This window comes from Psychromonas aquimarina ATCC BAA-1526 (assembly GCF_000428725.1).
In the GTDB taxonomy this organism is placed as follows: Bacteria; Pseudomonadota; Gammaproteobacteria; order Enterobacterales; family Psychromonadaceae; genus Psychromonas; species Psychromonas aquimarina.
In genome coordinates this window covers 34,028-59,271 of the sequence record NZ_AUAM01000028.1, presented here as the reverse complement: position 1 = coordinate 59,271, position 25,244 = coordinate 34,028, and the positions used below count along the sequence as shown (strand labels likewise).

Here is a 25,244-nt window from a genome sequence, read left to right as displayed (position 1 = left end):
GTGTTCAAATCTTGGCTGATTAAAAGCTCTCTGAACCGGCAGTTTAAACGCAGTAAAAATGCAGGATTAAAAGCTTATTTTCAGGCACAAATTCAGTTAATCGACCTTCCTATCAAACAGGCCCCCCTGTTAGCCTTAGATCTGGAAATGACCGGTCTTAATCCTAAGCTTGATCAGATCATCAGCATAGGCCTGATCCCGGTAATAGAAGGAAAGATTTTACTGGCACAGGCTCAATATAAACTGATAAAAATAAACGGCAGCGTCGGCCAGAGTGCAGCCGTACATGGAGTATTAGATCAACACCTGCTACAGGCTGTTTCTATTAAAAAAGCACTGCAGTGGTTAATTCAGCAGGCCACAGGCAAGGTATTAGCCGCTCATCATGCTTCTCTGGATCTTAGTTTTTTACAGCAGGCAATAAGCCAGCATTTAAATGAAAAATGTCGTTTATCTGCACTGGATTCATTAGATATTGAGCGCAGACGTTTATTACGCTGCCAGAGTTTTATCAAAGAGGGAGAATTACGTTTAGGAAAGTGCCGGGAGCGTTATAACCTGCCCCTGTATGCGGCGCATAATGCACTGACAGATGCTTTAGCCTGTGCCGAGTTATTACTGGCGCAGTTAGCGGCCGACAGCGGTATACATAAGGTTAAAGTCTCGCAGCTGCTGCGCTGATAACCGACGGGCAATATTTTACTTTATTACCCGCCAATAAAAAGCCGCTGTTAACCAGCCCAGGAATCACGCAGAGCAACGGTACGGTTAAATACCAGATCCTCAGCAGTTGAATCTTGACTGTCTGCACAGAAATAACCTTCCCGCTCAAACTGGTAAGATTTTTCAGCCGGTGCATCAACCAGCCCTAGCTCAACAAAACCTTGTTTTACAACTAAAGACTCAGGATTCAATACCTGGTGAATATCTTCCGCTGCTGCCGGGTTTTCAACCAGGAACAAACGCTCATACACGCGGAATTCAGCCGGCTGATTAGATGTCGCATCAACCCAGTGAATAACACCTTTCACTTTACGGCCGTCACTCGGGTTTTTACCTAAAGTTTCCGGATCGTATGAACAGTGAATTTCAGTAATATTACCGCTTTCATCTTTAATCACTTCTTCCGCTTTAATCACATAAGCATTACGTAAACGCACTTCTTTACCTAATACTAAACGTTTGTATTTTTTATTTGCTTCTTCTCTAAAATCAGCACGATCAATAAACAGCTCCCGAGAGAAAGGCAGTGTACGTGTGCCCATACTTTCATCTTTAGGATGAGCAGGTGCAGTTAACTGTTCGGATGCAGCTTGATCGTAGTTAGTGATAATCACTTTAACCGGATCTAATACCGCCATTGCACGCGGACCGTTTGCTTCAAGATTTTCACGCACACAAGCTTCCAGGGAAGCAAGCTCAACCGTATTTTCCTGTTTTGTCACACCAATACGCTTACAAAATTCACGTAAAGCAGCAGCCGGATAGCCGCGGCGGCGCATACCGGAAATTGTCGGCATACGCGGATCATTCCAGGCAGTCACAATATTTTCTTCGATTAATGCATTTAATTTACGTTTAGAAGTTAAGGTGTACTGCAGATTCAAACGCGAAAACTCAATCTGACGCGGTTTACATTCGATACTGATATTCGCTAATACCCAGTCATATAAAGGGCGGTGATCTTCAAATTCAAGTGTACATAGGCTGTGAGTAATACCTTCAATCGCATCCGAAATACAGTGCGTAAAGTCATACATAGGGTAGATACACCATTCATCAGCCGTCTGGTGGTGATGAGCAAAACGGATACGGTAAATAACCGGATCACGCATTTTCATATTCGGCGATGCCATATCAATTTTTGCACGCAGCATCATCGCGCCTTCAGCAAACTCACCGGCGCGCATACGGGCAAACAGATCTAAGCTTTCAGCCGCAGGACGATCACGGAACGGGCTGTCTTTACCGGCTGTTGTTAAAGTACCGCGGTACTCACGAGTTTGTTCTGCATTAAGCTCACAAACATAAGCTTTGTTATTTTCGATTAACTCAACCGCATAAGCATAAAGCTGTTCAAAATAATTCGATGAATAATGGATATCACCGGCCCATTCAAAACCTAACCAGCGCACATCTTCTTCGATTGCAGCCACATAATCAGCATCTTCTTTAAGCGGATTCGTATCATCGAAACGTAGGTTGCAGGCAGAATTCGGGTAGTCTAATGCCAGACCAAAATTCAGGCAGATAGATTTAGCATGACCGATATGTAAATAACCGTTTGGCTCAGGAGGAAAACGCGTCTGAATCGACTGGTGTTTACCAGTTTCAAGATCCGAATCGATAATATTACGAATGAAATTGCTTGGGGCCGTTTCAACCTGAGTCATTGCTTACCTCTAAAAAAATGTAAATCACAAAATAGTGGGCAATCATCGTATATTCTAAGCAGAAGCTCAAGGGAAATAACAGGAAAAAATACAGGAAGCGATGCAGAAGTTAAACAGATGGTGAATGCTGCACAATATCCTCAAATAGAGCCTTTAATAAATCAAAAAAAAGCACTCCGAAGAGTGCTTATTAAATCATCTGCTTATTAAATAAATTTACTTAACAGCTTTCATACGGTTAGCAATACTTTCTGCCTGTGGACCGATAATAACCTGTAGGTTATTTTCACCCAGTTTAACAACTCCCATTGCACCTAAGGCTTTAAGCTCTGCTTCATTAGCTTCGCTGCGGTCTTTCAGAGTTAGACGTAAACGAGTAATACAAGCATCAATCACTTCAAGGTTATTGATTCCGCCTAGCGCTGCAACATATTGAGTTGCCAGTTCACCAGCATCTTCTGTTGTTTTAGCTTTTGATACATTTTCTTCTTCATCTTCACGACCAGGAGTCTTAAGATCCAGACCTTTAATAACAGCTAGGAAAGTGAAGTAATAGATTGCGAAGAATGCAATACCCTGAACAATCAGCATGTACCATTTAGTTGCCAGCGGGTTTTTAGAAGAAAGAACTAAATCCACCAGACCTGCAGAGAAACCAAATCCTGCCATCCATTCCATAGATGCGGCAAAGAATACTGATACACCAGCTAGTACAGCATGGATTACGTAAAGAAGCGGCGCTACAAACATAAATGAGAATTCAAGAGGCTCAGTCACACCGGTAAAGAATGAAGATAACGAAGCAGCTAACATAATAGATGCCACTTTCTCTTTATTTTCAGGTTTTGCAGCTGTGTAGATAGCAAATGCAGCACCAGGAAGACCAAACATCATAATCGGGAAGAAACCAGCCTGGTACATACCAGTTTTACCAATGACTGCTGTACCTGCATCAATACCCGTCTGACCGCTTAGGAAATTAGGAATATCGTTAATGCCGGCTACATCAAACCAGAACACAGAGTTAAGTGCATGGTGAAGACCAACAGGAATTAATAAACGGTTAAAGAATGCGTAGATACCGGCACCTACTTCACCTAAACCAGAAATTGTTTCACCGAACGACTGCAGACCAGAGAAGATTACCGGCCATATTGCCATCAACACAAATGATACAATAATCATCACCACAGAGACTATAATCGGTACTAGGCGGCGACCAGAGAAGAAAGCTAATGCCTTATGCAGTTCAACACCTGAGAATTTGTTATATAACTCAGCAGAGATAATACCCACTAAGATACCCACGAACTGGTTGTTGATTTTGTTGAACGCGAAAGGTACTTCAGAAGCCGGGATCCCCTGGATACCAGCAACCGCACCAGGAGAAAGCAGAGTAGTTACCACTAGGAAACCAACTAAACCTGAAAGTGCAGCCGCACCGTCTTTATCTTTAGACATACCGTAAGCAACACCAACCGCAAATAGGATTGACATATTATCAATTACAGCAGCACCTGCCTTAATTAAGAATGCAGCAAGTTGTGACTCACCACCCCAGCCGTTCGGATCAATCCAGTAACCAATACCCATTAAAATTGCGGCTGCAGGTAAAACTGCAACGGGAACCATCAGGGCTCGACCTACCTTTTGAAAATAACCTAAAATATTCACAACTAGCTCTCCTTTAATTGTTTGCGTATGTGATAATTTAAAATAGTGTATCATTGTTGAAATGTGCTGTTATGCCATTTACACAACACGCTTCAGCAAATCTACTCTCGACTCTAAAGACTTTATTTCTCGGTGCAAATAAAAGCCCCTCATTTTGTGACTACAGTCACTTATAAGGGCACTATTTTCACTATTTTTGTGGCATATTGCCCCGACTTAATTTACGCTACGCATTAACTTAACAACCCATTTAACAACCGGAGAAAAAAATGCGCCTAATCCCTCTTGAAAATGCATCGAAAGTCGGCTTGTGGTCGGCCCGCTATATTATCAACGCAATTAACAAGTTTGCACCAACAGCAGAGCGTCCGTTTGTTCTGGGTTTACCAACGGGAGGCACCCCGCTGGCAACTTACAAACGTTTAATAGAACTTTATAATGCCGGTGAAGTAAGTTTCAAACATGTTGTTACTTTTAATATGGATGAATATGTTGGTATCGAACCGACCCACCCGGAAAGCTACCACAGCTTTATGCATAATAACTTCTTCAGCCATATTGATATCCAGGCTGAAAATATCAACCTGCTTGACGGCCTTGCAGATGATTTAGAAGCCGAATGCCAGCGCTACGAAGACAAAATAAAGAGTTACGGAAAAATTGATCTGTTTATGGGCGGTATTGGTCTTGACGGACATATCGCATTTAATGAGCCGGCATCTTCATTAGCTTCCCGCACCCGTATTAAAACATTAACACCGGATACCCGTATCGCTAACTCCCGTTTCTTCGGCAACGATATCAACCAGGTTCCCAAATTAGCCTTAACAATCGGTGTCGGTACCTTACTGGATGCGGCTGAAATCCTAATCCTGGTAACAGGTCATAATAAAGCCCAGGCACTGGAAGCGGCAGTTGAAGGCAGTGTTAATCACCTTTGGACGGTTTCTGCTCTGCAGCTTCATCCAAAAGCAATAATCGCGTGTGATGCAGACTCAACGATGGAGCTTAAAGTAAAAACATTAAAATACTTCACCGAACTGGAAGCTGAAAACATCGGTAACTTATAAACTGTATTAGATCAAAAATACTCAATAATTTGTTATTGATACCTTCCCCTGTCGTCCGGCGCTTAAATTAATATGCCGAACTCCAGTACTGAGCATCAGAAAGCGCGGTCAGGGGAGCCTTTTATATTAACGGAGAAGTTTGTAATGTACGCATTAACAAATTGTACAGTCTACACAACAGATGCAGTTTTAATCGAACATGCTGTTATTGTAGAAGATGATAAAATCAAAAGTATTTGCCCGATCAGCCAGCTGGATTCGAGCATTGAAATAGTGGATCTGCAGGGTGCAAATCTAACCCCAGGTTTTATTGATCTGCAGCTGAACGGCTGCGGCGGCGTAATGTTTAACAGTGCGGTAAACGAGGAAACATTGACGGTAATGCAGAGTGCGAACCTTAAATCAGGCTGCACCAGCTATCTGCCGACTCTTATTACCTCATCAGATGAAGATATGAAAAGAGCACTGCAGGTGGCACGCACTTTCATAAATAAAACAGCTAACGAAGTATTAGGCCTGCATTTAGAAGGACCTTACTTAAACGTTGAAAGAAAAGGCATCCATCGCCCGGAATATATCCGCAAACCTGAAGCGGCTATGATTGACCTTATTTGTGAAAATGCAGATATTGTAAGCCAGGTAACACTAGCACCGGAAAATACCCCCATAGGAGTAGTTAAACAGCTCAGTGAATCTGGTATTGTTGTCTCGCTCGGACATACCAATGCCACTTATGCTCAGGCAAAGGCCGCTATTGATAACGGCGCCAGCTTTGCGACCCACCTGTTTAATGCCATGACCCCGATGACCGGCCGTGAAGCAGGTGTAATTGGCGCAGTTTATGATAATGATATCTACGCTGGTATAATCGTTGACGGTTTCCATGTCGCTTACGAAAATGTGCGTATTTCTAAAAGAATAATGGGCGAAAAATTAATTTTAGTAACAGATGCAACAGCTCCGGCAGGCGCTAATATTAATGAATTCGATTTTGTCGGTACAACTGTTTATTACAAAGATGGTAAATGTTTCGGTGCCGACGGCACGCTCGGCGGCTCGGCTGTTACTATGATCGAATCAATTGAGCAAAGTGTTAAGTTTGTTGGAATTGAGCTTGAAGAAGCGATTCGCATGGCGACTTTATATCCAGCGAAAGCAATTGCAGTTGACAATAAACTCGGCAGCATAAAATCGGGAAAAATAGCTAATTTAGCAATTTTTACTAATGACTACAAAGTAACAGGTACTGTTGTGAATGGTGTATATAAAGCATCCTGAAGCAGAGTGTGAGATAACAAGCTGTTTATGTTTTTTCGAGGTGAGGGAGCTGCCTTTTGATTATATTTCAGCTTGATTTTTAAAACATAAACAGTTGTTACATAAGGATCGGTAAACAACGATGGTACAAAACAATCAGCAAGCAGGTTCAGTGATTGCAAACATTGATCATATTAAACAAGCGAACAGTGCAACTATTTATAAAGTAATTGAAAAATATGCACCTATTTCACGCGTTAAAATTGCCAAGGTCAGTAAACTGGCTCCCGCTAGTGTCACCAAAATAACCCGGCAGTTACTTGAAAGCGGTATTATTTCCGAAACCGCGCGCCAGGCTTCGACCGGAGGACGCTGTGCAATATCACTTGCTCCTAACTCAGCCTCCATTTATGTGCTGGCCGTAAAAATCGGACAAAAGCTGTTATCCCTAAGCCGCTATAATTTAGCCGGCGAACAGCTGTCAAATAAACAGGTTAATATACAAGGTGAAGACGGCGAGCAGCTTATTGAGCTGCTGATTTCTGAAATTGATCATTATATTAATAATGAACTGCATAACGCAGACAAGATATCAGCCATTTCCATCACACTGTCAGGGTTAATCAACCCCAAACAGGGGCGCGTGGTTTATACGCCGCATTATTCCTTTAAAGATTACCCTTTAGTTGAAGTTATCGAGCAGCGTTTTAATCTGCCGACCTTTATCGGTAACCATACACGCAGCCTTGCACTTGCTGAACACTACTTCGGTGCAACAAAAAACTGTGCAGACTCCATTTTAGTTACCATACATCACGGTGTGGGCTCCGGGATAATTATCCAGGGTAAAGCGCTGTTAGGACAAAATTTCAATATCGGTGAAATCGGCCACATTCAGGCAAACCCCGCCGGAAAACAGTGTCACTGCGGCAATTTCGGCTGTTTAGAAACAGAAGTCAGTGACCGAGTTATTCTTGAGAAGGTAGAAAGCGCCATCAGACAGGGCTGCTTCACTCAGCTGGAACCACAGGATATCTCCATTGACAGCATTTACCAAGCGGCCGCGGCTAATGATCCTTTATGTCAGAAAATTATTGAAGATGCTGCCGTTTATTTAGGAAAAACCGTAGCTATATTAATCAATTTATTAAATCCGCAGAAAATAATTATCGCCGGTAAGATAACCCAGGCTGAAAACAGTCTGTTTTCTACGATTAATCAGTGTATTACTCATCAGGCACTACCTGACTTTCAAAAAGAGTTGAAAATTGAAGCTGCCCAGTTAAATCCCAATTCCACCGTGGCCGCATTTGCATTAATCAAGCAGGCGCTTTATGAAGGTGATCTGTTACAGAAGATTAAAATCTAGATAAAGTTAAGATAAACATTTGGATATAAAAAAAGCGATCAGCACAAAAGTGATAATCGCTTTTTATTTTAAGCTTTTCCGGCGACAGTCAGGAAGTATTATTACCCAACAACACTGCCTAACTGGAAGATCGGCAGGTACATAGCAACAATTAAGCCGCCGACTACCACGCCAAGCACCACCATAATCATCGGCTCTAATAAGCTGGTTAAAGCATCCACAGCATCATCAACCTGCTGTTCATAAATATCCGCCACTTTACTTAACATACCGTCCAGATCACCTGACTCTTCGCCTATCATAACCATCTGCGAAACCATATCCGGAAAAGTTGCAGTAGTTTTCATGGCCACATTCATCTGCATACCGGCCATAACTTCAGAGCGAATATTATTAATCGCACTGCGGTACACAAAATTACCCGATGCCCCGGCTGCCGAAATAAGCGCGTCAACTAAAGGGATACCGGCGGCAAAGGTAGTTGACAAAGTACGCGCAAAACGTGCAATGGCGGCTTTATCTAAAATGGTACTGATTACTGGAATTTTAAGAATAAACTTATCGGTATTATCTCTGACTTTCTGCGACTTCTGATGCGCTTTTTTAAACAGCATAACTGCAATGACAATGACAGCGAGTATAATATACCAGTAACTCTGCACCGCATCTGAAATACCTAAAACAAACAGGGTAAAAGCCGGCAGTTCAGCGCCAAAACCTTCAAAAATATCTTTAAACTGCGGAATAACAAAAAGCAGCAGCAGCATAGTTACCACACCGGCAACGGTTAATACGGCTGCCGGATAAAACATCGCTTTTTTAATTTTTGATTTTAAGACTTCTGATTTTTCTTTATAAATCGAGATGCGGTCGTATATAGTTTCCAACGCCCCGGACTGCTCACCGGCATCAACCAGATCGCAATACAGGTCATCAAAGTATCTAGGATAACCACGCAGGGTCTGCGAAAGCGGCGTACCGGACGCAACTTCCGTTCCGATCGATGTCATCAGCTCCCTTAAAGGCGCTTTTTCATTACTTTTAGCAATCAGCTGCAGGCTTTGTACTAAAGGTACACCCGCACCTAACATAGTTGCTATCTGCCGGGAAACAACGGCAATATCCATGGGGATGATTTTATTACCAAAGGAGAACATACCCTTGGATTTTTTCTGGGTGCGGGTAACATTGACCCCCTGCTTGCGCAGTTCCGCTTTAATTTCAGCAACGGACTCGCCCTGCAGCTCACCTGATACTTTGGCGCCTTTGCGGTTAATACCTTTCCATTTAAAAGTATGAATAGCTGGTGCTTTTGCTGCTTTCTTTGCAACCATGAAATATTCCTTGGAGATTAATTATTCTGTTCCTCAGAGACTCTCAGGAAGCAGGAACAGAGCAGTCTAATGTTAAGTTACCCGGGTAACTTCATTCAAGCTGGTAATGCCGTTTAATGCCTGCTGCAGAGCAGACTGGCGCAGCGTGTCCATACCTTCATCCTGTGCGACTTTCGCTATTTCCATGGCATTACCGTTATTTAAAATAATATGCCCAATATTTTCTGTCATTTCCATCACTTCATAGATACCAACACGGCCTTTATATCCGTCAGTGCAGCTTCCACAGCCTACCGGTTTATATAGTGTAATACCTGCTTCAATTTGTGTCTCATTAAAGCCGATATTTTTTAACTCGTTATTATCATAATTTTCTGCAGTTTTACACTGCTCACATAAACGCCGTGCTAAACGCTGCGCAATAATCAATGTCACCGATGAAGCGATATTAAAAGCCGGCACGCCCATATTTAGCAGGCGGGTTAAGGTTTCCGCAGCTGAATTTGTATGCAGTGTAGATAATACCAGGTGCCCGGTCTGCGCGGCTTTAATGCCTATTTCAGCGGTTTCTAAATCTCGAATCTCCCCGACCATTACAATATCGGGATCCTGACGTAAAAATGAGCGCAGCGCAGAAGCAAAAGTTAAACCCGCTTTGGTATTAATCTGCACCTGGTTAATACCGGTTAAATTGATTTCCACGGGATCTTCGGCAGTGGAAATATTACGCTCAACGGTATTAAGAATATTCAGCCCGGTATAAAGAGAAACGGTTTTACCACTACCCGTCGGGCCGGTGATTAAAATCATGCCCTGTGGTTTTGCCAGTGCATTCATATATTTTGCTTTCTGCGAGTCTGAATAACCTAAACGGTCGATATCCAGACTGGCCGCTGATGAATCGAGAATACGCATTACCACTTTTTCTCCCCACATGGTGGGCAGGGTACTGACACGCAGATCCACATTACGTTTATTAGAAATTTTAAGCTTGATTCGCCCATCCTGCGGTAAACGACGCTCAGCAATATCTAATTTAGACATAACCTTTAAACGCGCAGAAAAACGGTTGGCGAGGTTAACCGGCGGCGTTGCTACCTCATGCAGAATACCGTCAACACGAAAACGGATACGGTATTTTTTTTCATAGGGTTCAAAATGCAGATCTGATGCGCCTTTACGTACTGCATCAATCAAAATACCGTTAATATATTTAACAATCGGTGCATCATCATCCACCCCGCCCTGGTTTTCATCAAGACGGGAATCTGTATCATCGACTTCAATATCATCGATATCGCCCATTTCACCAAGGGAGGAGACATCATCTTCTAATACCTCTTCAATGGCTTTATTAAGGTATTTTTCCTCCACCAGCAGGGCTTCAGTATGCATAGAAAAGCTGAAACCGAAATCTTCCAGTGCCGATACATTGGTAGGGTCCGACATAGCGATATACAGGGTTTTCTGCTGCACATAAACCGGCAGCGCATGGTGCTTCTCTATTAACTTCTCGTTAATAAACTTATCAGGGATATCATCTAGATTAAGGGTCGCAGAATCTAATAGAGGAATACCATATTCAGCTTCACAGAACTGCGCTAACGCTTCACTGGAAATGAAATCGTTTTCCACCAGATAACTGACCAGCGCTTTGTTTTCGTTAGCGGCTGCAGTAGTTATCTTTTGGAGTTTATCTAAGGGCAGTAAACCGCGAGCGGCCAGGCTGGAAGCCAGACCGCTAATATTATGATTTGTCGTCATTAGTCACACATTGCTGTAGGAACGCAACTTTCAGTCCATGTGATTTTACCCGATGAAGCTACCGCACCAGTTAAAGTATAATGGTCAGTCGCTGTAAAGCCGTCTGTAGCATCTGTTAAAGCTTTAATTACGGGAGCAGTAGCACTCGCAGTGAACGCTACGCTTGCCAAAAGTCCGTCGCTTCCTGCATCTGTAGCAGCAGCGGTTGCGGCTGCACACGTCGCGGTAGTACCGTCAATTTGAGCACAAACTTCAACAGCAGACTTTACAGCTCCAGTTGCGACCTTCAATTGTGTAAATTTAGCTTCTTTTGTGTAGTTATTATAAGCAGGCAGTGCTACTGCTGCTAGAATACCGATAATCGCGATTACGATTAATAGTTCGATTAGAGTAAAACCACTTTGTACTTTTTTCATTTTTATCTTCCTTAATTTTAATTTAATTTAACGTCAGGCTTAATTCAAAACTCCATCCTTAGATGAATTGAGTCAGTCATTAAGACATCATGTTAGTTAACTTAACCTTAACTCAAAGATGCGTGCACATCACTGCAGTTAACAATAAGTCGAGTGTGAAAGGCTGCTGCCGACTCAACCTCAATGATAATATCATTTTCAGTTTAGTCCATTACCCGGAAATAACTTATGAAACAATAATAAATTTGGATTGAGCAGTTCACCTTGCGTAGGCACACTTTCTCAAAAGCTCTTTAATCGAACAAGTAACGAATAGTCAGTATTAGAGCTGGATCAACTTTACTTTTTAATTTGTAAACGTTTCCTTAAAAAACTTAAACAAATCAATCGTTTTTTGTGCGTCATAAGGCATTTCACGGCTGTATAACGGCGCGTATTGTACACAAGAATAATCAAATAGAACACATATAAATATAAAAAACAGAGACTTATTTTGCAAGAAAGTAAAAGTTACAGATCAATATAAGGGTCAATAACCTACAGATAGTGACTACAAAAACAGCTGAAGTTGTACATTTAAAAGGAAGTTGTGCAGGAGAGCTGGTGAATTTTCAGCGTTTTTCCCGCTTTAAAAAACGGGAAAAACGCTAAAAATAGATTAATTAAAAGAATGAGGCATTAATCCACAGATGGGTAACAATGCTGGCGGCATAACCCAATGCGATAACCGGCGCCCATTTGATATGTGCACCAAAGGTATAAATACCGCGCGCCTGACCCATTAAAGCAACACCGGCAGCGGAGCCGATAGACAGCATACTGCCGCCGACACCTGCAGTTAATGTAACTAATAACCACTGACCAAGGCTCATATCCGGCTGCATGCTTAATACCGCAAACATCACCGGAATATTATCTACAATGGCAGATAAAACACCCACGGTTATATTGGCGTAAGTCGCATCCCAGTTGGTATACATGGCTTCTGAAATCATACCCAGGTAACCGATAAATCCTAAACCACCGACACACAATACCACTCCGTAGAAAAACAGCAGGGTGTCCCATTCCGCTTTAGCGACTTTATTAAAGATATCAAAGGGCGCACCGTCACCTAAATCACGCAGACGCTCATGCTCTACTCTGTCAGAGGCATTGTGTACTGCACTTTCATAATAAGATTTTTGAGTTTTACGCAGGAAGAAAGCGAAGAACTGTAGTAATCCCAGGCCGGTCATCATGCCTAATACCGGCGGCATGCCTAAGAATGAATGACCTAGAACAGCACAAGAAATAGTCATTAAAAACAGAGCGACAATACGCTTGGCACCGCGCTTCATATGTACGACCTCATCGTCACCGGCAGCTACTTCTTTAGAGATAAAGAAGCTCATAATAACGGCAGGTACTAAGTAGTTAACCGCTGAGGGAACAAACAGATGGAAGAAGGTAGAAAATTCAACCATGCCTTTCTGCCAGACCATCAGTGTAGTGATATCACCAAACGGACTGAATGCACCGCCGGCATTGGCCGCTACAACAATATTAATACAGGCAATAGCAATAAATTTATGATTAGTTCCGCCCACTTTCATAACAATTGCACACATTAATAATGCGGTGGTCAGGTTATCGGCGATCGGCGAGATAAAGAAAGCTAAAATACCGGTCAGCCAGAAAATAAGGCGTAAGGTAAAACCTTTATTGACCATCCAGGCGCGCAGCGAATCAAACAGCTGACGCTCTTCCATGGCATTAATGTAAGTCATCGCTACCAGCAGGAAGAAGAATAGTTCTGCATATTCTAATAAATTATGACGGAAAGCTGCTTCAGCATCATGATTCATACCATGCTGAGTGTAATAAAAACCTATCATCGCCCAGATAAGCCCGGCGGCCACTAGAACAGGTTTAGATTTACGTAAGTGGATCACATCTTCAAGCATTACCAGGCAGTACGCTATACCAAAAAATAAAATTGCAGCGTAACCTATTCCATGTGAAGTTAAATCCATTGATTCACCAGCACTGGCGAACAGATTCGGTGAAAATAATACAGCGATAAGTGTCAGTAAAACACTTAACGGTTTGGTGCGTTGTAACATTTCATTCTTCCTTAAAAACAACTAATAAATAAAAACGATAGATAAATTTCATGACCTTAACATAATAAACCTGCTAAGTAGAAGGGAATCCAGTATATATTACAAACAATTAGGTTCATCTTTGAGTAACAAAATAATCACTATAAGAGCAGGTTAAGGAAGGATAAAACCTCTTCGAGAAGTTCAGGAAGAGGTTAAAAGACAAATGAATTACTGTGCGATGACCCAGGTCAATATCTGCGCTCTTTGTGATTCCGAGGCCTGCTGATACCAGTATTCCAGCATAGATAACACCTTACTTTCACTGTTTAATTCTGCGCCGAGTGTTTTTCTGTTTTTAAATGCCCAGTCGCTGAACAGCTCTTTCTCCGCTGCAGAAGCTTTGACAAACAGATCTTTACTCATTTGAACAGGATCAGCTGCGTCTTGTTTAACTACAGCAGCCGGCTGAGCCATATTCTGTTTGTAGCCCTCAGTGACAGCATTTAAATAACCGCCGGGAACAGAGAAGCGTAAAACTTTTCCGCCGTTATTTGCCTTAAGCTCAAACAGCAGCTCCGTTTCTGCCGCTTTTATTAAAGTTTCATTTTTCACCGGGAAAGTAAAATACTGAGTCGCTGTGCAGTGCTCGGTACAGGTAGATGTTGAAACTGTATATTCTTTAATCTTAGTTTTACGGCCGTCAACAACGGCATAAACATAGGGTTTATAATTTTCAAAATAGCTAAGTGTCATTTTCAATTGAGATTCAGGCGCCTGCTGCTCTTTTTTGGCAAAATTTGCAGTGATCAGCAGCGATGCTTTCACTACGCCATGATTTTTATCACTTATATTATCTGGAATTAGTTTTTTCCCAACAACTTCAATATAGGTGGGTTTGATATTAACCTGCTCCACTGCATTGCTTAGATCATCTTCAGAAGAAAGACTTGAACAAGCACCTAATAAAGGCAGCAGAATAATAGTTATTATTTTTTTTAGCATGGGATTCTCCTGAATAAAACAAAAAAATGAGGCTGCTTGATAATAGCCCGATTCAGAGCAAATAAGAACAACGCCGGCAAGTGCCGGCGCTGTTTATACAGTGACTTAAGTAACGTTTTTTAGAAACCGTACTCTAGACCTACACGAGTTACGATATCAGGATTACCTGTATCACCCGAGTTTTTACCATTATAAGTATCACGAGCAGCTAAACGTACATAAGGTACAAAACCTTCGATAACGCCCATAACCTGAATTGATGCAATAGAATCGGCATCATCCTGCTTAACACTTTCAAGCTCAGATTCTAAGTTAGCCGTGTAACCAACTTTAACACCTAACGGACCGTTCCAGTACTGCGCAATAATAGAGTAAGAGCCCTGTGTATGCTTAGCACCAGCAGTTTCGCTTTCAGCTACTTTGTAGGCACCGGCAAGACCAAAACCACCAGGCAGACCGGCTTCAAAACCAACTAAGTAACCTAATGTATCGGTACCCACAGCTCCTTTAAAGTTTTCTGAAGTTTCAACAGCACCCATTAATGTTACAGTATTGAATGTATACTTGGCGTTTGCACCGTAGAAGTTTGAATCTTTAACACTGGAGTCACCGCGGCCTGTTGCGGCGGCAAAAGTGAACCCACCAAAAGCAGGAGAGTCATAACGAATAGATTCAGAGTGACGGTCATAGATAGCGGCAACATCACCGCCCCAGTCCCAGGAAGCACCTAAACCAGGGTTAGCGTACGGCCAGTCAACCAGTTCATACATAGGAGTCAGAACGCGGCCCACACGTACTTTACCCCAGTCACCTTTAAGACCGACAAAGGTATCACGGAAACCTAAGGTTCCCTGCCCGCCCGCTACGGCTTCATTTTCATCGTTACCGCCTTCGCTTAAATGTCCCACATAACCAGATTCAACCTGCATAAAGACTTCAATTGAGTCAGTCATCGGCTTACCGGCACGGAAACCAATACGCGATTCATTTTCAACATTGTAACCAGTACTGTCTACATCATTTGAATTAGTAGTATTGTAATTTACAACCGAGATAGCGGCGACACCATAAACTTCAACATTAAAGTCATTGTTTTCACCGATTTGATAAGCACTTACGCCCATTGCTGCAGTTGCCAGAGAAGCCGCTACAAGAGTTTTCTTAAACATATTAATATTCCTTTAAATAAACATAACGTTTTAGCTTCGATAATCCATAAATCCATGTCCATGAAGCCGTAATTTTAATGTGAAAATATTTCTAAATCTGCATCGTCACTTCCTCGTAAACGATGAAAATTCTTAAATTAAAAAGCTAACCACTTCTTCTTAATTTGACAGCCCAAGTAAGTTTCAACCTGCCCGCTTGAAAACAGATACTACCTTCGTGGCGCGAATTATCAATTCAATTCATCATCTAAGAGGTAAAATAAAGAGGTTGATCACAAATGCATTCAACACAACAAAAAGAACAGCAAAAACAAACACTTACAGCGACCAATGATTTTATCCTGACTTTTTGCGGTGATCCAGATCAATTTAAGCGAGCGTTTTGTGAACAACATCAACAAAGTAAAGGCATGAAAATGACAATAAAATCACCTTTTGATCGACTTGAAGAGGAAAATTCGCACGAGATATAAAGCAACTAAAAATAAGAGGTGGTATTTCATTCGAATTGAAGGCAAACAGCTGTTAATAACAAATTTATTTTTACAAAGCAGCTACTTAGCATGAAACTGAGAAAAACTTAGAGCACAAGGTATAACGCTGGAGAATATAAAAACACCTGTTTTAAGATGTTAGAATGGACAGCATAAAAAAACAGAGGTTAATAATAAGGCGCAGATAAGGAGAATCGTTTTAAATACAGCCCGATCATAAAAACATCCATGTCTGAACATATATATTAACGCGCTTATTTAGGGTAAATAACCTGTGCAAGGCCTCTTGCCCATTCATATTTAAATTGAGGCTCATTTCGTCGCCCTTCACACTGCCCGTGGTAACGATGACCTTTTGCCCCCATCAGAAAGGCATTATTCACATCACAAAACTTATCTAAACCCTGCTGATAACCCTGCAAATATTCCTCATAGTCCGAAGCAGTAACTGCATCCAGTTTCATTTCTTTAGCAAGATTCACTGCACTTACCAGCAGCTCTCCTGAAACTGCAGATCTTTCACCTGTTTTAAACCAGTTAGGTGATCCGCTGTTATCATAGTTTGCAGAGCATGAAGTTAACAACAGAGCTAAAAGCAGAACGCATACCTTATGCATTTATAACCTCTTTATATTTCAAGTAAAGCAGCTTTCACTAGGGCTGTTTTAATAAAAAGGCTAAGTTTTTTTACCACTTAGCCTTTAATTACTCATAACTATTTAAATTACTTGATAGTAAAGGGTACGACTAATGTAACTTTTAAATCTGTCTCATCCTGGAAAGCATTTGAGTATGGGTCCCAGTTAGCGGCATTCGAATCATTAACGTAGTTAGTGTAGTACATGCCCATCTGAGCACCTTTTAAAGTCCCAGTCTGGAAGGCATAATTTAAGAAGATGCTGCCGGAATACTCAACGAGCTCATCAATATTAGCCTGGTCTGATTTAGCACCAAAAGCATAAACCGCGTTAACACCTGCACTAAATCCTGGAGCACCGAGATCTGAGAAATCACGCGCAACAGAACCAAAGAAGGCGGCCTGACCATCATGGTTGAAATCTGAGCGGTTATTCCACCAGATATCATAGGCACCGTTTGATCCTCCATACACTTCAGTTAAGCGGTAAGCCATGTTGCCTACATGACCTCGAGTTTCTGTTGAGTCTGCAGCAGTGTACGTTGCTTCACCACGGAACGAATACTGACCGACTGATTTTGCTGAAATAAATGCTAATTGATAAGCGGTTGAATCATATTGATTATCATCATCTACAACATAAACTTGCGGAGATAAATACCAGCCGTTACTGCTTGTATATTTTAATTTAGCATGCGCATTTTTACGATCACCATCGCTTAATCCTGCATAGGCAAGATCTAAGGTCAGTGCATCGCTAAAGGCATACTGCCCGCCGATTGAATAAGCAGTACCAGCATCTTCGGCACTAGAACCAGTACCAGTGCGGAAACTATAACTATCTTTAAACCAGGGTGCACGGTACTCATCAGCAACCACGACACCTAGTTTTAAATCACCAAAATTTGCCCCGATTTCACCACCAGTATAAGTTCCAGCGGCAAAAGACCAGTTAACCCCCATAGCTGTCGGTACTGAAGGCTGAAAATAACCAAGCTTTGCATTTACTGTATCAGCAAATTTCAGCTTAACAGCGCCGGTCTGGATCTGCCCGCCATTCTGGTTACAATCACTTTCCCATGCACCGCTGCAGCCGCTTTCAGCTGTTGGATTCCTATCATAGGGGTTATCCACCCCCCAGAAATTCATTTCATGATCTGGAGAGGCGTTCTGCCACATATCAAATGTTGTATATACGTTTAAATCAACCCCCACTGTATCTGCAATATAACCCGAGTTGAAATTAACCGTTAAGTACAATGAGCCGTGGTCAAGGTTAGGTTTTTGTGCAGTGTCATTACCATTAGCATCTACATCACCACGAGTACGGTCACGCATCCATAATGCGATAGCGCCGCTAACCGTTGATTCTTCAAAAAATGCATTTGCCTCGGCGGCAAATTCAGGGCCGACATTGTCTGCAGCCATAACATTTGTAGACATCGCCGCAGCAGATGCGACCATTGCCAGTACAATCGCGCTTTTTTTAAACATATTATAATTCCTTAAAATAAACATAACGTTTGAGTACAGGTTTTAATTTTTCCCTAAAATCCATGTCACTAACGCTATATCCATATAAAAAACTACAACACAAAACCTATCAATATATTATTGATATCATGAAACATTTGAGGACCACTCCAACGTTTCATAAACAGAATAACCTTTTCTGTTAACAGAGATATTACTCAGCATTAATGCTATTTCAATGAGACTAATACGATATGGTGATAGCTATCACGAACTTAATTCGCACCGATTGTTAACTTAACAAGCAAAGAAAAATGAATTATCAACGACAAATCTAATCAAGAGATCTGTATCAAAAATATACAATTAAATGCAGATAAAACTGCAGCTGTTAACTCAGATGCAAATAAAGCGGTGGTTAATAGTTACAATGATTTATAAACCGGCAGGTTGAAGCTTCACCTTGAAAAGACAACAAAGAGATACTGGCCATATCAATTTGTAATTTAATTGACTGCTCGAAGGGAATAGCTAGAAATTCACTAAGAATACTGCGGATCACCCCGGCATGGGCAACAATTACAATGCTCTGTTCAACTGAAAGAGCATCAGTGATAATTTGTTTCCAGGCCTTAATAACACGCAGATGAAACTGATAAGGAGTTTCTCCAGCGGGAAACTGGTAATGCAGCCGGCTTAAATTCCAGGACTCTATCTCGCTTTGCGGAATGTCTGCCCAAGGTTTTCCTTCCCAGTCGCCGAAATTTATCTCTTTTAACTGTGCTGAAAATATCGGTTTAACCGTCGAAGTGTGTTTTTTACCTAAGTCAGCAGCAAGTCTTGAGCAGCGCTGCAGCGGGCTGCTGTATATAAGCGATATAGGCCGTTCTTTAAAATAATCACTTATTTTATCCAAGTGGTGCTGATAACAATCAGCTAAAGAACAGTCAAGCTGGCCGTAACAGATCCCGCTTTCAACCAACGGCTGAGTGTGCCTGACTAAGTAAACATTAAGTGATTTAGGCGCTTTCATTAAATTAAAGTCCGCATTAAAACACCCAGGATCCTATTAACAGATAGACAGTCACCTCGGTCACCTGCTGCGTTAATCCCAGGCAGTCTCCTGTATAACCGCCGAGTTTTTTATTAAAATAAAACCTCAACAGCAGGGTAATAATTAACAGCGTAAAGACTATCAAGACAGCCTGTGACAGTGTGAAAAACAATAATGGGAAACTACTCACCGCAGCGGCAAAAAACAGATAATACAAAGGCAGTTTTTTGACCAGTCCTTTAGCTTTTCCATCTTTCTGCACACGCACATATAATGAACTCTGCATAATCAGCACAGTGCAGCCGCGGCTCATAATCTGCGAGGCAAAGAACCCTGCATATAAAGTAAATCCGTCTAATTCGGATAGTTTCAATAATGCGGCTATTTTCAACAAGGTCAGTAATATCAGACCAATACCAGCATAAGTACCTATACAGCTGTCTTTCATAATATTCAAACGCTGCTGGGTATTGTAACCGCCGCCAAAACCATCGCAGCAGTCCGCAAAACCGTCTTCATGAAGCGCCCCGGTTAACAGCACAGCCGCTGCTAAAACCAGTATTAAGCTGATTTCAATATTAAAAATAAGCTGGAAAAGATAAAAACTAAGCGCCATCAGTAAAGCACTCAGTCCTCCAATAACCGGAAAATAAGCAGTCGCTTTATGGAACTGCTTATTATCAAACTGAATAAATGCGGGGATCGGTAAACGTGTAAAATACGAGATTGAGTACATCAGTATGGTGAACTGATGATTAATTTTAGAAAATATCCACATAACTTCGACTTAAGACCTGATAATAAAAAATAACCTAATCAACACAGCACAAAACAGGCAAACCATTATTACTGCCTTGAAAACAGTCTGCTCAGCGGTAGTCCGGCATCTTTAAAGTTGTGCAGCAGCAGTGTGAAATACGCTAATATTCAGCTGTTTTTACAGCAGTAAACCGGGATTTTATTGAGATTTTGTTTTCTGAGCAATGATTTCCTGGTGTGAATTGATTAAACTTAATACTGACCGCCCGGCTTAATAAGTTAATTTTAAATACGCTGTTACCTTACAGCAGATAGAGCAATAATAATCTGGCAGTTAATTTTAAACAGTCTAAAATTCAAGCAGAGTCCTAAATCTACAGATTTATGACGTGAAACGAATCACAAAGTACAAGAAAACAAGACAAATAACCCTATAACATGTTAAAAATAAGCCCATAATAAATCAGTTACCCGTTGCAATACGGGCTCTTTTTCCAGGCTGTATAATGTTTGATTTAAATGCCTATTTATTAAGCTTTTCTGAGACCTTTTTATGAATGATGATGATCTTCTTTTTATAGACGAAGATATTACTGCCCTTGATGATCAATTTTCATTACATCTTTCCCCCTGGAAAGTGATGATCGTTGATGATGATGAAGAAGTTCATGCGGTCACCAAACTGGTTCTTTCAAACTTCGAATGGGAAGACACCCCGCTTCATTTTTTAAGTGCTTATTCAGCCTATGAGGCCGAACAGCTTTTTCTGGAACATAATGATATTGCAGTTGCATTAATTGATGTGGTGATGGAAACAGATGATGCAGGTTTACGGCTTATCGAAACCATCCGCAATGAACTGAATAATAAAGCGACTCGTTTAGTACTGCGTACAGGACAGCCTGGTCAGGCGCCGGAACGGAAAATAATCCGAGAGTATGAGATTTCAGACTATAAAAATAAAACAGAATTAAGCGGTATCAAGCTCGATACACTGATGTGCAGCACATTACGTTCTTATCAGAATATTGTCAGCCTGCAGAAAAATAAAAAAGGGCTTGAGTTAGTTGTAGAGTCCTCATCGGCTCTGCTGGATGCAATCACCTATGAAGCGCTTGTTGGTGAAACTATTAACTACCTTTCCAAATTAGTTGAGCAGTGTTCCAATACACCAGCTTATACCCTCTCTTCTATTGGTATTTACTGCAACCCGACAGTTTTCCACCTGATCGAATCACGCGGTGATTTTGCGCACCTTACCGATCTTGATGATATTGATAAATTACCAGACCATGTTTCATTATTAATTGCTCAGAGTATTGCTGAACAACGTCATATTTACACGACCAGTGCATTTGTTATGAATATGCAGAGCAGCTCCGACAGCTGCATCATTTTTTACTTTGAAGGTTTTTTACCGCTTTCCGAGCAGGATATCTCTTTACTGGAACTGTTTGCCTCCAATACTAAAACATCTTTTGATAACGAAGAGCTGCGCCACGAACTTGAAGAAGGACAACGGGAGATCGTATACCTGTTAGGCGAGGCAATCGAGCACAAGTCAAAAGAAACAGGTAACCATATCCGTCGTGTCGCAGAAATAACCCGTATTTTAGCTCTTGAACTGGGTTACTCAGTTGCCGAGTCAGAAAAAATAAAATCGGCTTCGCCGCTGCATGACCTCGGTAAAATAGGTATACCGGACAATATTCTGCATAAACCTGGTGCGCTTACCCCTGAAGAATGGAAAATAATGCAGTCCCATGTTGAGATTGGTTATGAGTTAGTCCGTTATTCAGGTCAGGATATCTTGAAATATGCGGCCATAATAAGCCTGCAGCATCATGAAAAATGGGATGGAACAGGTTACCCGAGCGGTCTGAAGGGCGAAGAAATCGACTTAGTAGGCCGTATTGCCTCACTGGCCGATGTTTTTGACGCACTGGCCCATGACAGGTGCTATAAAAAAGCCTGGCCGATGGAAGAAGTACTGCAGTTTATTGATGACCAGGAAGGTTTACATTTTGATCCGCTTGTCGTGGAAGCATTCCGTAAGCACAAAAGCCAGATTATAGCGGTTAACGAACGCTATAAAGATATTTACTAAAACTAATTCACCTATTGCAGCCGGATAACAATAGGTGATAACTCATCTTCCCCTTTTCCTACATTTAACCCAATAAATCTTCCATTAAAACCACGACAGAGTAATTATTGAGATCAATTTTTATCACTATTGGTTTATAATGTCTGTTTTGTCTTTGTAATATTGGAAACCAGCATGTCTTTTGAAGCGCTTGAGCTCGACCAACATTTATTAAACGCCATTGCTAAAATGGGCCACAAACGCCCGACAAGCATTCAAACCTTAGCGATTCCACCAGCAATGGACGAGCAGGATATTATGGCCAGCGCACCGACAGGAACCGGTAAAACACTGGCGTTCCTGCTGCCTGCAGTACAGCGTTTAATTGACTTCCCGCGCCGTAAAGGCGGTTCTGCACGTATATTAGTATTAACACCAACACGCGAATTAGCAGTACAGGTCGGCGGTGTTGCACAGCAGCTTGTTGAAGGCACAGATCTTGTTGTCGGCAGTATTATCGGCGGTGTTTCCTATGAAGAACAGGAGCGGGTAATCACAGATAATGTTGATATCGTGATCGCAACACCCGGCCGCTTAATGGAATATATCGATTCTGAAGCATTTGACTGCCGCGAAGTAGAGTGCCTGGTTCTTGATGAAGCCGACCGCATGCTGGATATGGGCTTCATTGCGGAAATGGATCGTATTGCAGGTGAAACACGCTGGCGTAAACATACATCCCTGTTTTCAGCGACGCTGGAAGGTAAAGGTTTACGTGAATTCTCACGTGATGTATTAAACAGTCCGGTACAACTGACCGCCGAAGTTTCACGTCGTGAAAGTGGAAAAATTATTCAATGGGTTCACCTTGCTGACAGCCCGGAACATAAACTGCAGCTGTTAGCGGCGATTCTGCAGCAGGAAGCAAAAGAAGAAGAACAGCAGCAGAAAGTGATTGTTTTTGTTAAAACACGAGACCGTCTAGCCGAGTTAGTTGCACAGCTGGCTGAACTGCAGATCCCTTGTAATTATTTACGCGGCGAGATGGATCAGGAGAAACGTAATCAGGCATTAACACAGTTCAGAACTGGTCATATCAATATTCTTATCGCTACCGATGTGGCGGCTCGTGGTATTGATGTGCCGGATATTACTCATGTAATTAACTACGATATGCCCCGCAGCGCTGATATATACGTTCACCGTATTGGCCGAACAGCACGCGGCGGTAAAAAAGGGACAGCGGTTTCATTAATTGAAGCACATGATATCGATATTCTTGCAAAAGTAGAACGTTATACCGACCAGATAATAAAACGCCGTGTGATCAAAGGATTACGTCCAAAACACAAAGAAGCACAGCTCAGTCAGCGTAAACCTAAAAAGCCGGTAAATAAAAAAGGTAAAGAGCGTGCTGAAGAATTAAAAAAACAGCAGAAAGCCAGACGCCAGAAGAAAAAAGAAGATATGGGCAAACAGCGCCATCGCAATGTTAAAGCGAAAGGCAAGCCAGGCTGGGCCGGTCAGGGTAAAAAAGAAGATAAATCAGAAAGTTAATCGTTCCTAGAGAACAATCTTTTGGTAAAAATGCCGTTCATTAATATGAACGGCATTTTTTATGCCCGCAGATCATTTTACTGTTGAGGCAGAATCCATCAGAGCGCCGAAGAATGCCTGTTCAAAGTCATATTTAGGCTCTTTTTTAGCTTTAACGGCAGTCTGCTTCGGATTATAACCGTTTAAAATTAACACAAAAAGCCGATCTCCCTGAGGGCTTTTCACTATACCTAATAAATTAGTTACACCTTTCATTGATCCCGTTTTAGCAATAACTTTTCTTTTAAACAGATCCCCGCGCAGGGCGGGATGATACTGCAGTGTTCCGTCTATCCCGGCTACCGAGAAAGTAGATAACAAATTCAATTTATTATCGTTTAAATACACATAATTAAGCACAGACATAAACAGTTCTGCACTCATTAAATTATGACGGGATAAACCAGAGCCGTCGGCTAAATAAGCATTTTCTAAGTCAATACCATGGTCATTCAGTATCAGTTTAAGCGCCTGCCCGCCGTTACGAAAATTACCCGCCGTATTAAAGTACACCGCACCTAATGTTTTAAACAGACTGTCCGCAATTAAGTTATCAGACTCCTTCATCATTGTCCGCAGCATTTCGCTTAGAGGAGGTGAATGACGGCTAACTAGAACCTGCTCCCCGGCGCCCTTTTTATTCGAATTATCCAGTTTCACCTGACCGGTGATTTTTATACCCGCTTTTTGTAATTCATCACTAATTATCCGCTGCGCATACTCAAAAGGATCATTAACCGCAAAGGCTAAAGCGAAGGGACGATTACGGGGTACCATGCATCCCCACAGGTGATAACGGTTCTGACTGTTACGCGTCACCTCAAGATCGCAGAACTGCTCTTCCCGCTGCCGGGCAGTGACGACAGAGACATCACTGCTGATATCGACCGGCTCATAACTTGGAATATACAGGGTGGCTTTTTCAGCATCTGCTTTAGATAAACTTAAATTACCTAAGACACAGTTTTTATTAATAACTATAGCGCTCGAAGGGGCGGTATAACAGACCCCTAAATCATTCCAGGCTTGACCATTACTCCACTGATAACCATTAAAATGCCTATCATTAAGGAGTAGATCACCATTAATCTCTCTGATATTCAAGCGCTTTAAAGAGTTAAGCATATTATATATATCTGTTCTTAAGAGGGTCGGATCACCAACAAAACGAAAGGTAATATCGCCCTGATAACTGCGTCTGCTTATCCTGCTTTTCTGCCCCTCAATCGTAGTCTGATAACGAAACTCATCGCCAAGATAAAGTTTCGCGGCGGCCGCAGTCAGGAGTTTCTGCATACTGGCAGGAGTACGTAATGTTTCCTGCTGAGATTGTGTTATGACACGTTTTTTAAGCGGATCAGTAACAATATATGAAAGCTGCGTACCTTTAGGTAATAATGAATGCAAAGTAGACCATTGCTCAGCAGACAAATTAAAGGGCAGAAGAAAAACAATAAAATAAAGAAAATAGCGGGTCATAACAAAAGTTCCAATAACAGCAGAAATTCCATCATAACGCCAATTCTCTGTAAACCCAATTTTCCTAGTGGAAATTAATTATTTATTTAAGTTTTATCGCGCACGGGAAAAACACCATAATCAGCGCATCT

At 41.7% G+C, this 25,244-nt stretch carries 20 protein-coding genes; 7 read left to right on the top strand and 13 right to left on the bottom strand.

The window, feature by feature from the left end:
• Window positions 1-681 carry an exonuclease domain-containing protein gene (locus G337_RS0111955; protein WP_084605355.1) on the top strand — a complete coding sequence of 227 codons (681 nt, stop codon included), beginning with the start codon at window positions 1-3 and terminating at the stop codon, window positions 679-681.
• Between the two features lie 50 nt (window positions 682-731).
• Here the strand turns inward: G337_RS0111955 and glnS are convergent, their stop codons facing one another.
• Together glnS and nagE are read right to left on the bottom strand one after the other, a co-directional pair.
• Window positions 732-2,393 (bottom strand): glutamine--tRNA ligase, encoded by a 1,662-nt coding sequence (glnS, locus tag G337_RS0111950; RefSeq protein ID WP_028864093.1) that lies wholly within the window; start codon window positions 2,391-2,393, stop codon window positions 732-734.
• Window positions 2,394-2,609: 216 nt separating this feature from the next.
• Entirely contained in the window at window positions 2,610-4,067 is a 1,458-nt protein-coding gene (gene nagE, locus G337_RS0111945; protein WP_028864092.1) for an N-acetylglucosamine-specific PTS transporter subunit IIBC, read from the bottom strand.
• Between the two features lie 269 nt (window positions 4,068-4,336).
• Here nagE and nagB point away from each other — a divergent pair, with 269 nt between their 5' ends.
• From nagB to G337_RS0111930, 3 genes are all read left to right on the top strand, one after another.
• Window positions 4,337-5,137: a glucosamine-6-phosphate deaminase gene (gene nagB / locus G337_RS0111940; protein WP_028864091.1), complete on the top strand. Its 801-nt coding sequence runs from the start codon at window positions 4,337-4,339 to the stop codon at window positions 5,135-5,137.
• 144 nt (window positions 5,138-5,281) lie between these two features.
• The gene (gene nagA, locus G337_RS0111935; RefSeq protein ID WP_028864090.1) at window positions 5,282-6,415 is read left to right on the top strand and encodes an N-acetylglucosamine-6-phosphate deacetylase; all 1,134 of its coding nucleotides are present in this window, start codon (window positions 5,282-5,284) and stop codon (window positions 6,413-6,415) included.
• A 121-nt stretch (window positions 6,416-6,536) separates the two neighbouring features.
• Window positions 6,537-7,763, top strand: coding sequence for an ROK family protein (locus G337_RS0111930; RefSeq protein ID WP_028864089.1), 1,227 nt, complete (start codon window positions 6,537-6,539; stop codon window positions 7,761-7,763).
• Window positions 7,764-7,864: 101 nt separating this feature from the next.
• Here the strand turns inward: G337_RS0111930 and G337_RS0111925 are convergent, their stop codons facing one another.
• The 6 genes from G337_RS0111925 to G337_RS0111900 all read right to left on the bottom strand — a co-directional run bounded on the left by G337_RS0111925 (window position 7,865) and on the right by G337_RS0111900 (window position 15,535).
• Entirely contained in the window at window positions 7,865-9,097 is a 1,233-nt protein-coding gene (locus tag G337_RS0111925; protein ID WP_028864088.1) for a type II secretion system F family protein, read from the bottom strand.
• 72 nt (window positions 9,098-9,169) lie between these two features.
• On the bottom strand, window positions 9,170-10,861 hold the full coding sequence (pilB, locus tag G337_RS0111920) for a type IV-A pilus assembly ATPase PilB (RefSeq protein WP_028864087.1): 1,692 nt from the start codon (window positions 10,859-10,861) through the stop codon (window positions 9,170-9,172).
• Window positions 10,861-11,277, bottom strand: coding sequence for a pilin (locus G337_RS0111915; protein WP_028864086.1), 417 nt, complete (start codon window positions 11,275-11,277; stop codon window positions 10,861-10,863). Before G337_RS0111915 ends, pilB begins: the two co-directional genes overlap by 1 nt.
• A gap of 662 nt (window positions 11,278-11,939) precedes the next feature.
• Window positions 11,940-13,382 carry a sodium:proton antiporter NhaD gene (gene nhaD, locus G337_RS0111910; RefSeq protein WP_028864085.1) on the bottom strand — a complete coding sequence of 481 codons (1,443 nt, stop codon included), beginning with the start codon at window positions 13,380-13,382 and terminating at the stop codon, window positions 11,940-11,942.
• Window positions 13,383-13,592: 210 nt separating this feature from the next.
• Window positions 13,593-14,366 carry a hypothetical protein gene (locus G337_RS0111905; protein ID WP_028864084.1) on the bottom strand — a complete coding sequence of 258 codons (774 nt, stop codon included), beginning with the start codon at window positions 14,364-14,366 and terminating at the stop codon, window positions 13,593-13,595.
• 119 nt (window positions 14,367-14,485) lie between these two features.
• The gene (locus G337_RS0111900) at window positions 14,486-15,535 is read right to left on the bottom strand and encodes a porin (RefSeq protein WP_028864083.1); all 1,050 of its coding nucleotides are present in this window, start codon (window positions 15,533-15,535) and stop codon (window positions 14,486-14,488) included.
• A 278-nt stretch (window positions 15,536-15,813) separates the two neighbouring features.
• Here G337_RS0111900 and G337_RS0111895 point away from each other — a divergent pair, with 278 nt between their 5' ends.
• Window positions 15,814-16,008, top strand: coding sequence for a hypothetical protein (locus tag G337_RS0111895; RefSeq protein WP_028864082.1), 195 nt, complete (start codon window positions 15,814-15,816; stop codon window positions 16,006-16,008).
• 275 nt (window positions 16,009-16,283) lie between these two features.
• Here G337_RS0111895 and G337_RS0111890 read toward each other — a convergent pair whose 3' ends face one another.
• The 4 genes from G337_RS0111890 to G337_RS0111875 form a co-directional block, all read right to left on the bottom strand.
• Window positions 16,284-16,646: a DUF2799 domain-containing protein gene (locus tag G337_RS0111890; RefSeq protein ID WP_028864081.1), complete on the bottom strand. Its 363-nt coding sequence runs from the start codon at window positions 16,644-16,646 to the stop codon at window positions 16,284-16,286.
• Between the two features lie 107 nt (window positions 16,647-16,753).
• Complete coding sequence (locus G337_RS0111885; RefSeq protein ID WP_037027385.1) at window positions 16,754-18,160, bottom strand: OprD family porin; 1,407 nt, start codon at window positions 18,158-18,160, stop codon at window positions 16,754-16,756.
• 397 nt (window positions 18,161-18,557) lie between these two features.
• A complete protein-coding gene (cobC, locus tag G337_RS0111880) occupies window positions 18,558-19,172 on the bottom strand; it encodes an alpha-ribazole phosphatase (protein ID WP_028864079.1) in 615 nt (204 codons plus the stop codon).
• A gap of 16 nt (window positions 19,173-19,188) precedes the next feature.
• On the bottom strand, window positions 19,189-19,971 hold the full coding sequence (locus tag G337_RS0111875; RefSeq protein ID WP_028864078.1) for an adenosylcobinamide-GDP ribazoletransferase: 783 nt from the start codon (window positions 19,969-19,971) through the stop codon (window positions 19,189-19,191).
• Between the two features lie 534 nt (window positions 19,972-20,505).
• On the opposite strand from G337_RS0111875, the gene G337_RS0111870 reads away from it, so the two are divergent.
• Window positions 20,506-22,059 carry a response regulator gene (locus tag G337_RS0111870; protein WP_028864077.1) on the top strand — a complete coding sequence of 518 codons (1,554 nt, stop codon included), beginning with the start codon at window positions 20,506-20,508 and terminating at the stop codon, window positions 22,057-22,059.
• Between the two features lie 174 nt (window positions 22,060-22,233).
• On the top strand, window positions 22,234-23,595 hold the full coding sequence (srmB, locus tag G337_RS0111865; RefSeq protein ID WP_037027384.1) for an ATP-dependent RNA helicase SrmB: 1,362 nt from the start codon (window positions 22,234-22,236) through the stop codon (window positions 23,593-23,595).
• Between the two features lie 72 nt (window positions 23,596-23,667).
• Here srmB and dacB read toward each other — a convergent pair whose 3' ends face one another.
• The gene (dacB, locus tag G337_RS0111860) at window positions 23,668-25,113 is read right to left on the bottom strand and encodes a D-alanyl-D-alanine carboxypeptidase/D-alanyl-D-alanine endopeptidase (RefSeq protein WP_028864075.1); all 1,446 of its coding nucleotides are present in this window, start codon (window positions 25,111-25,113) and stop codon (window positions 23,668-23,670) included.
• Window positions 25,114-25,244: the final 131 nt, after the last annotated feature.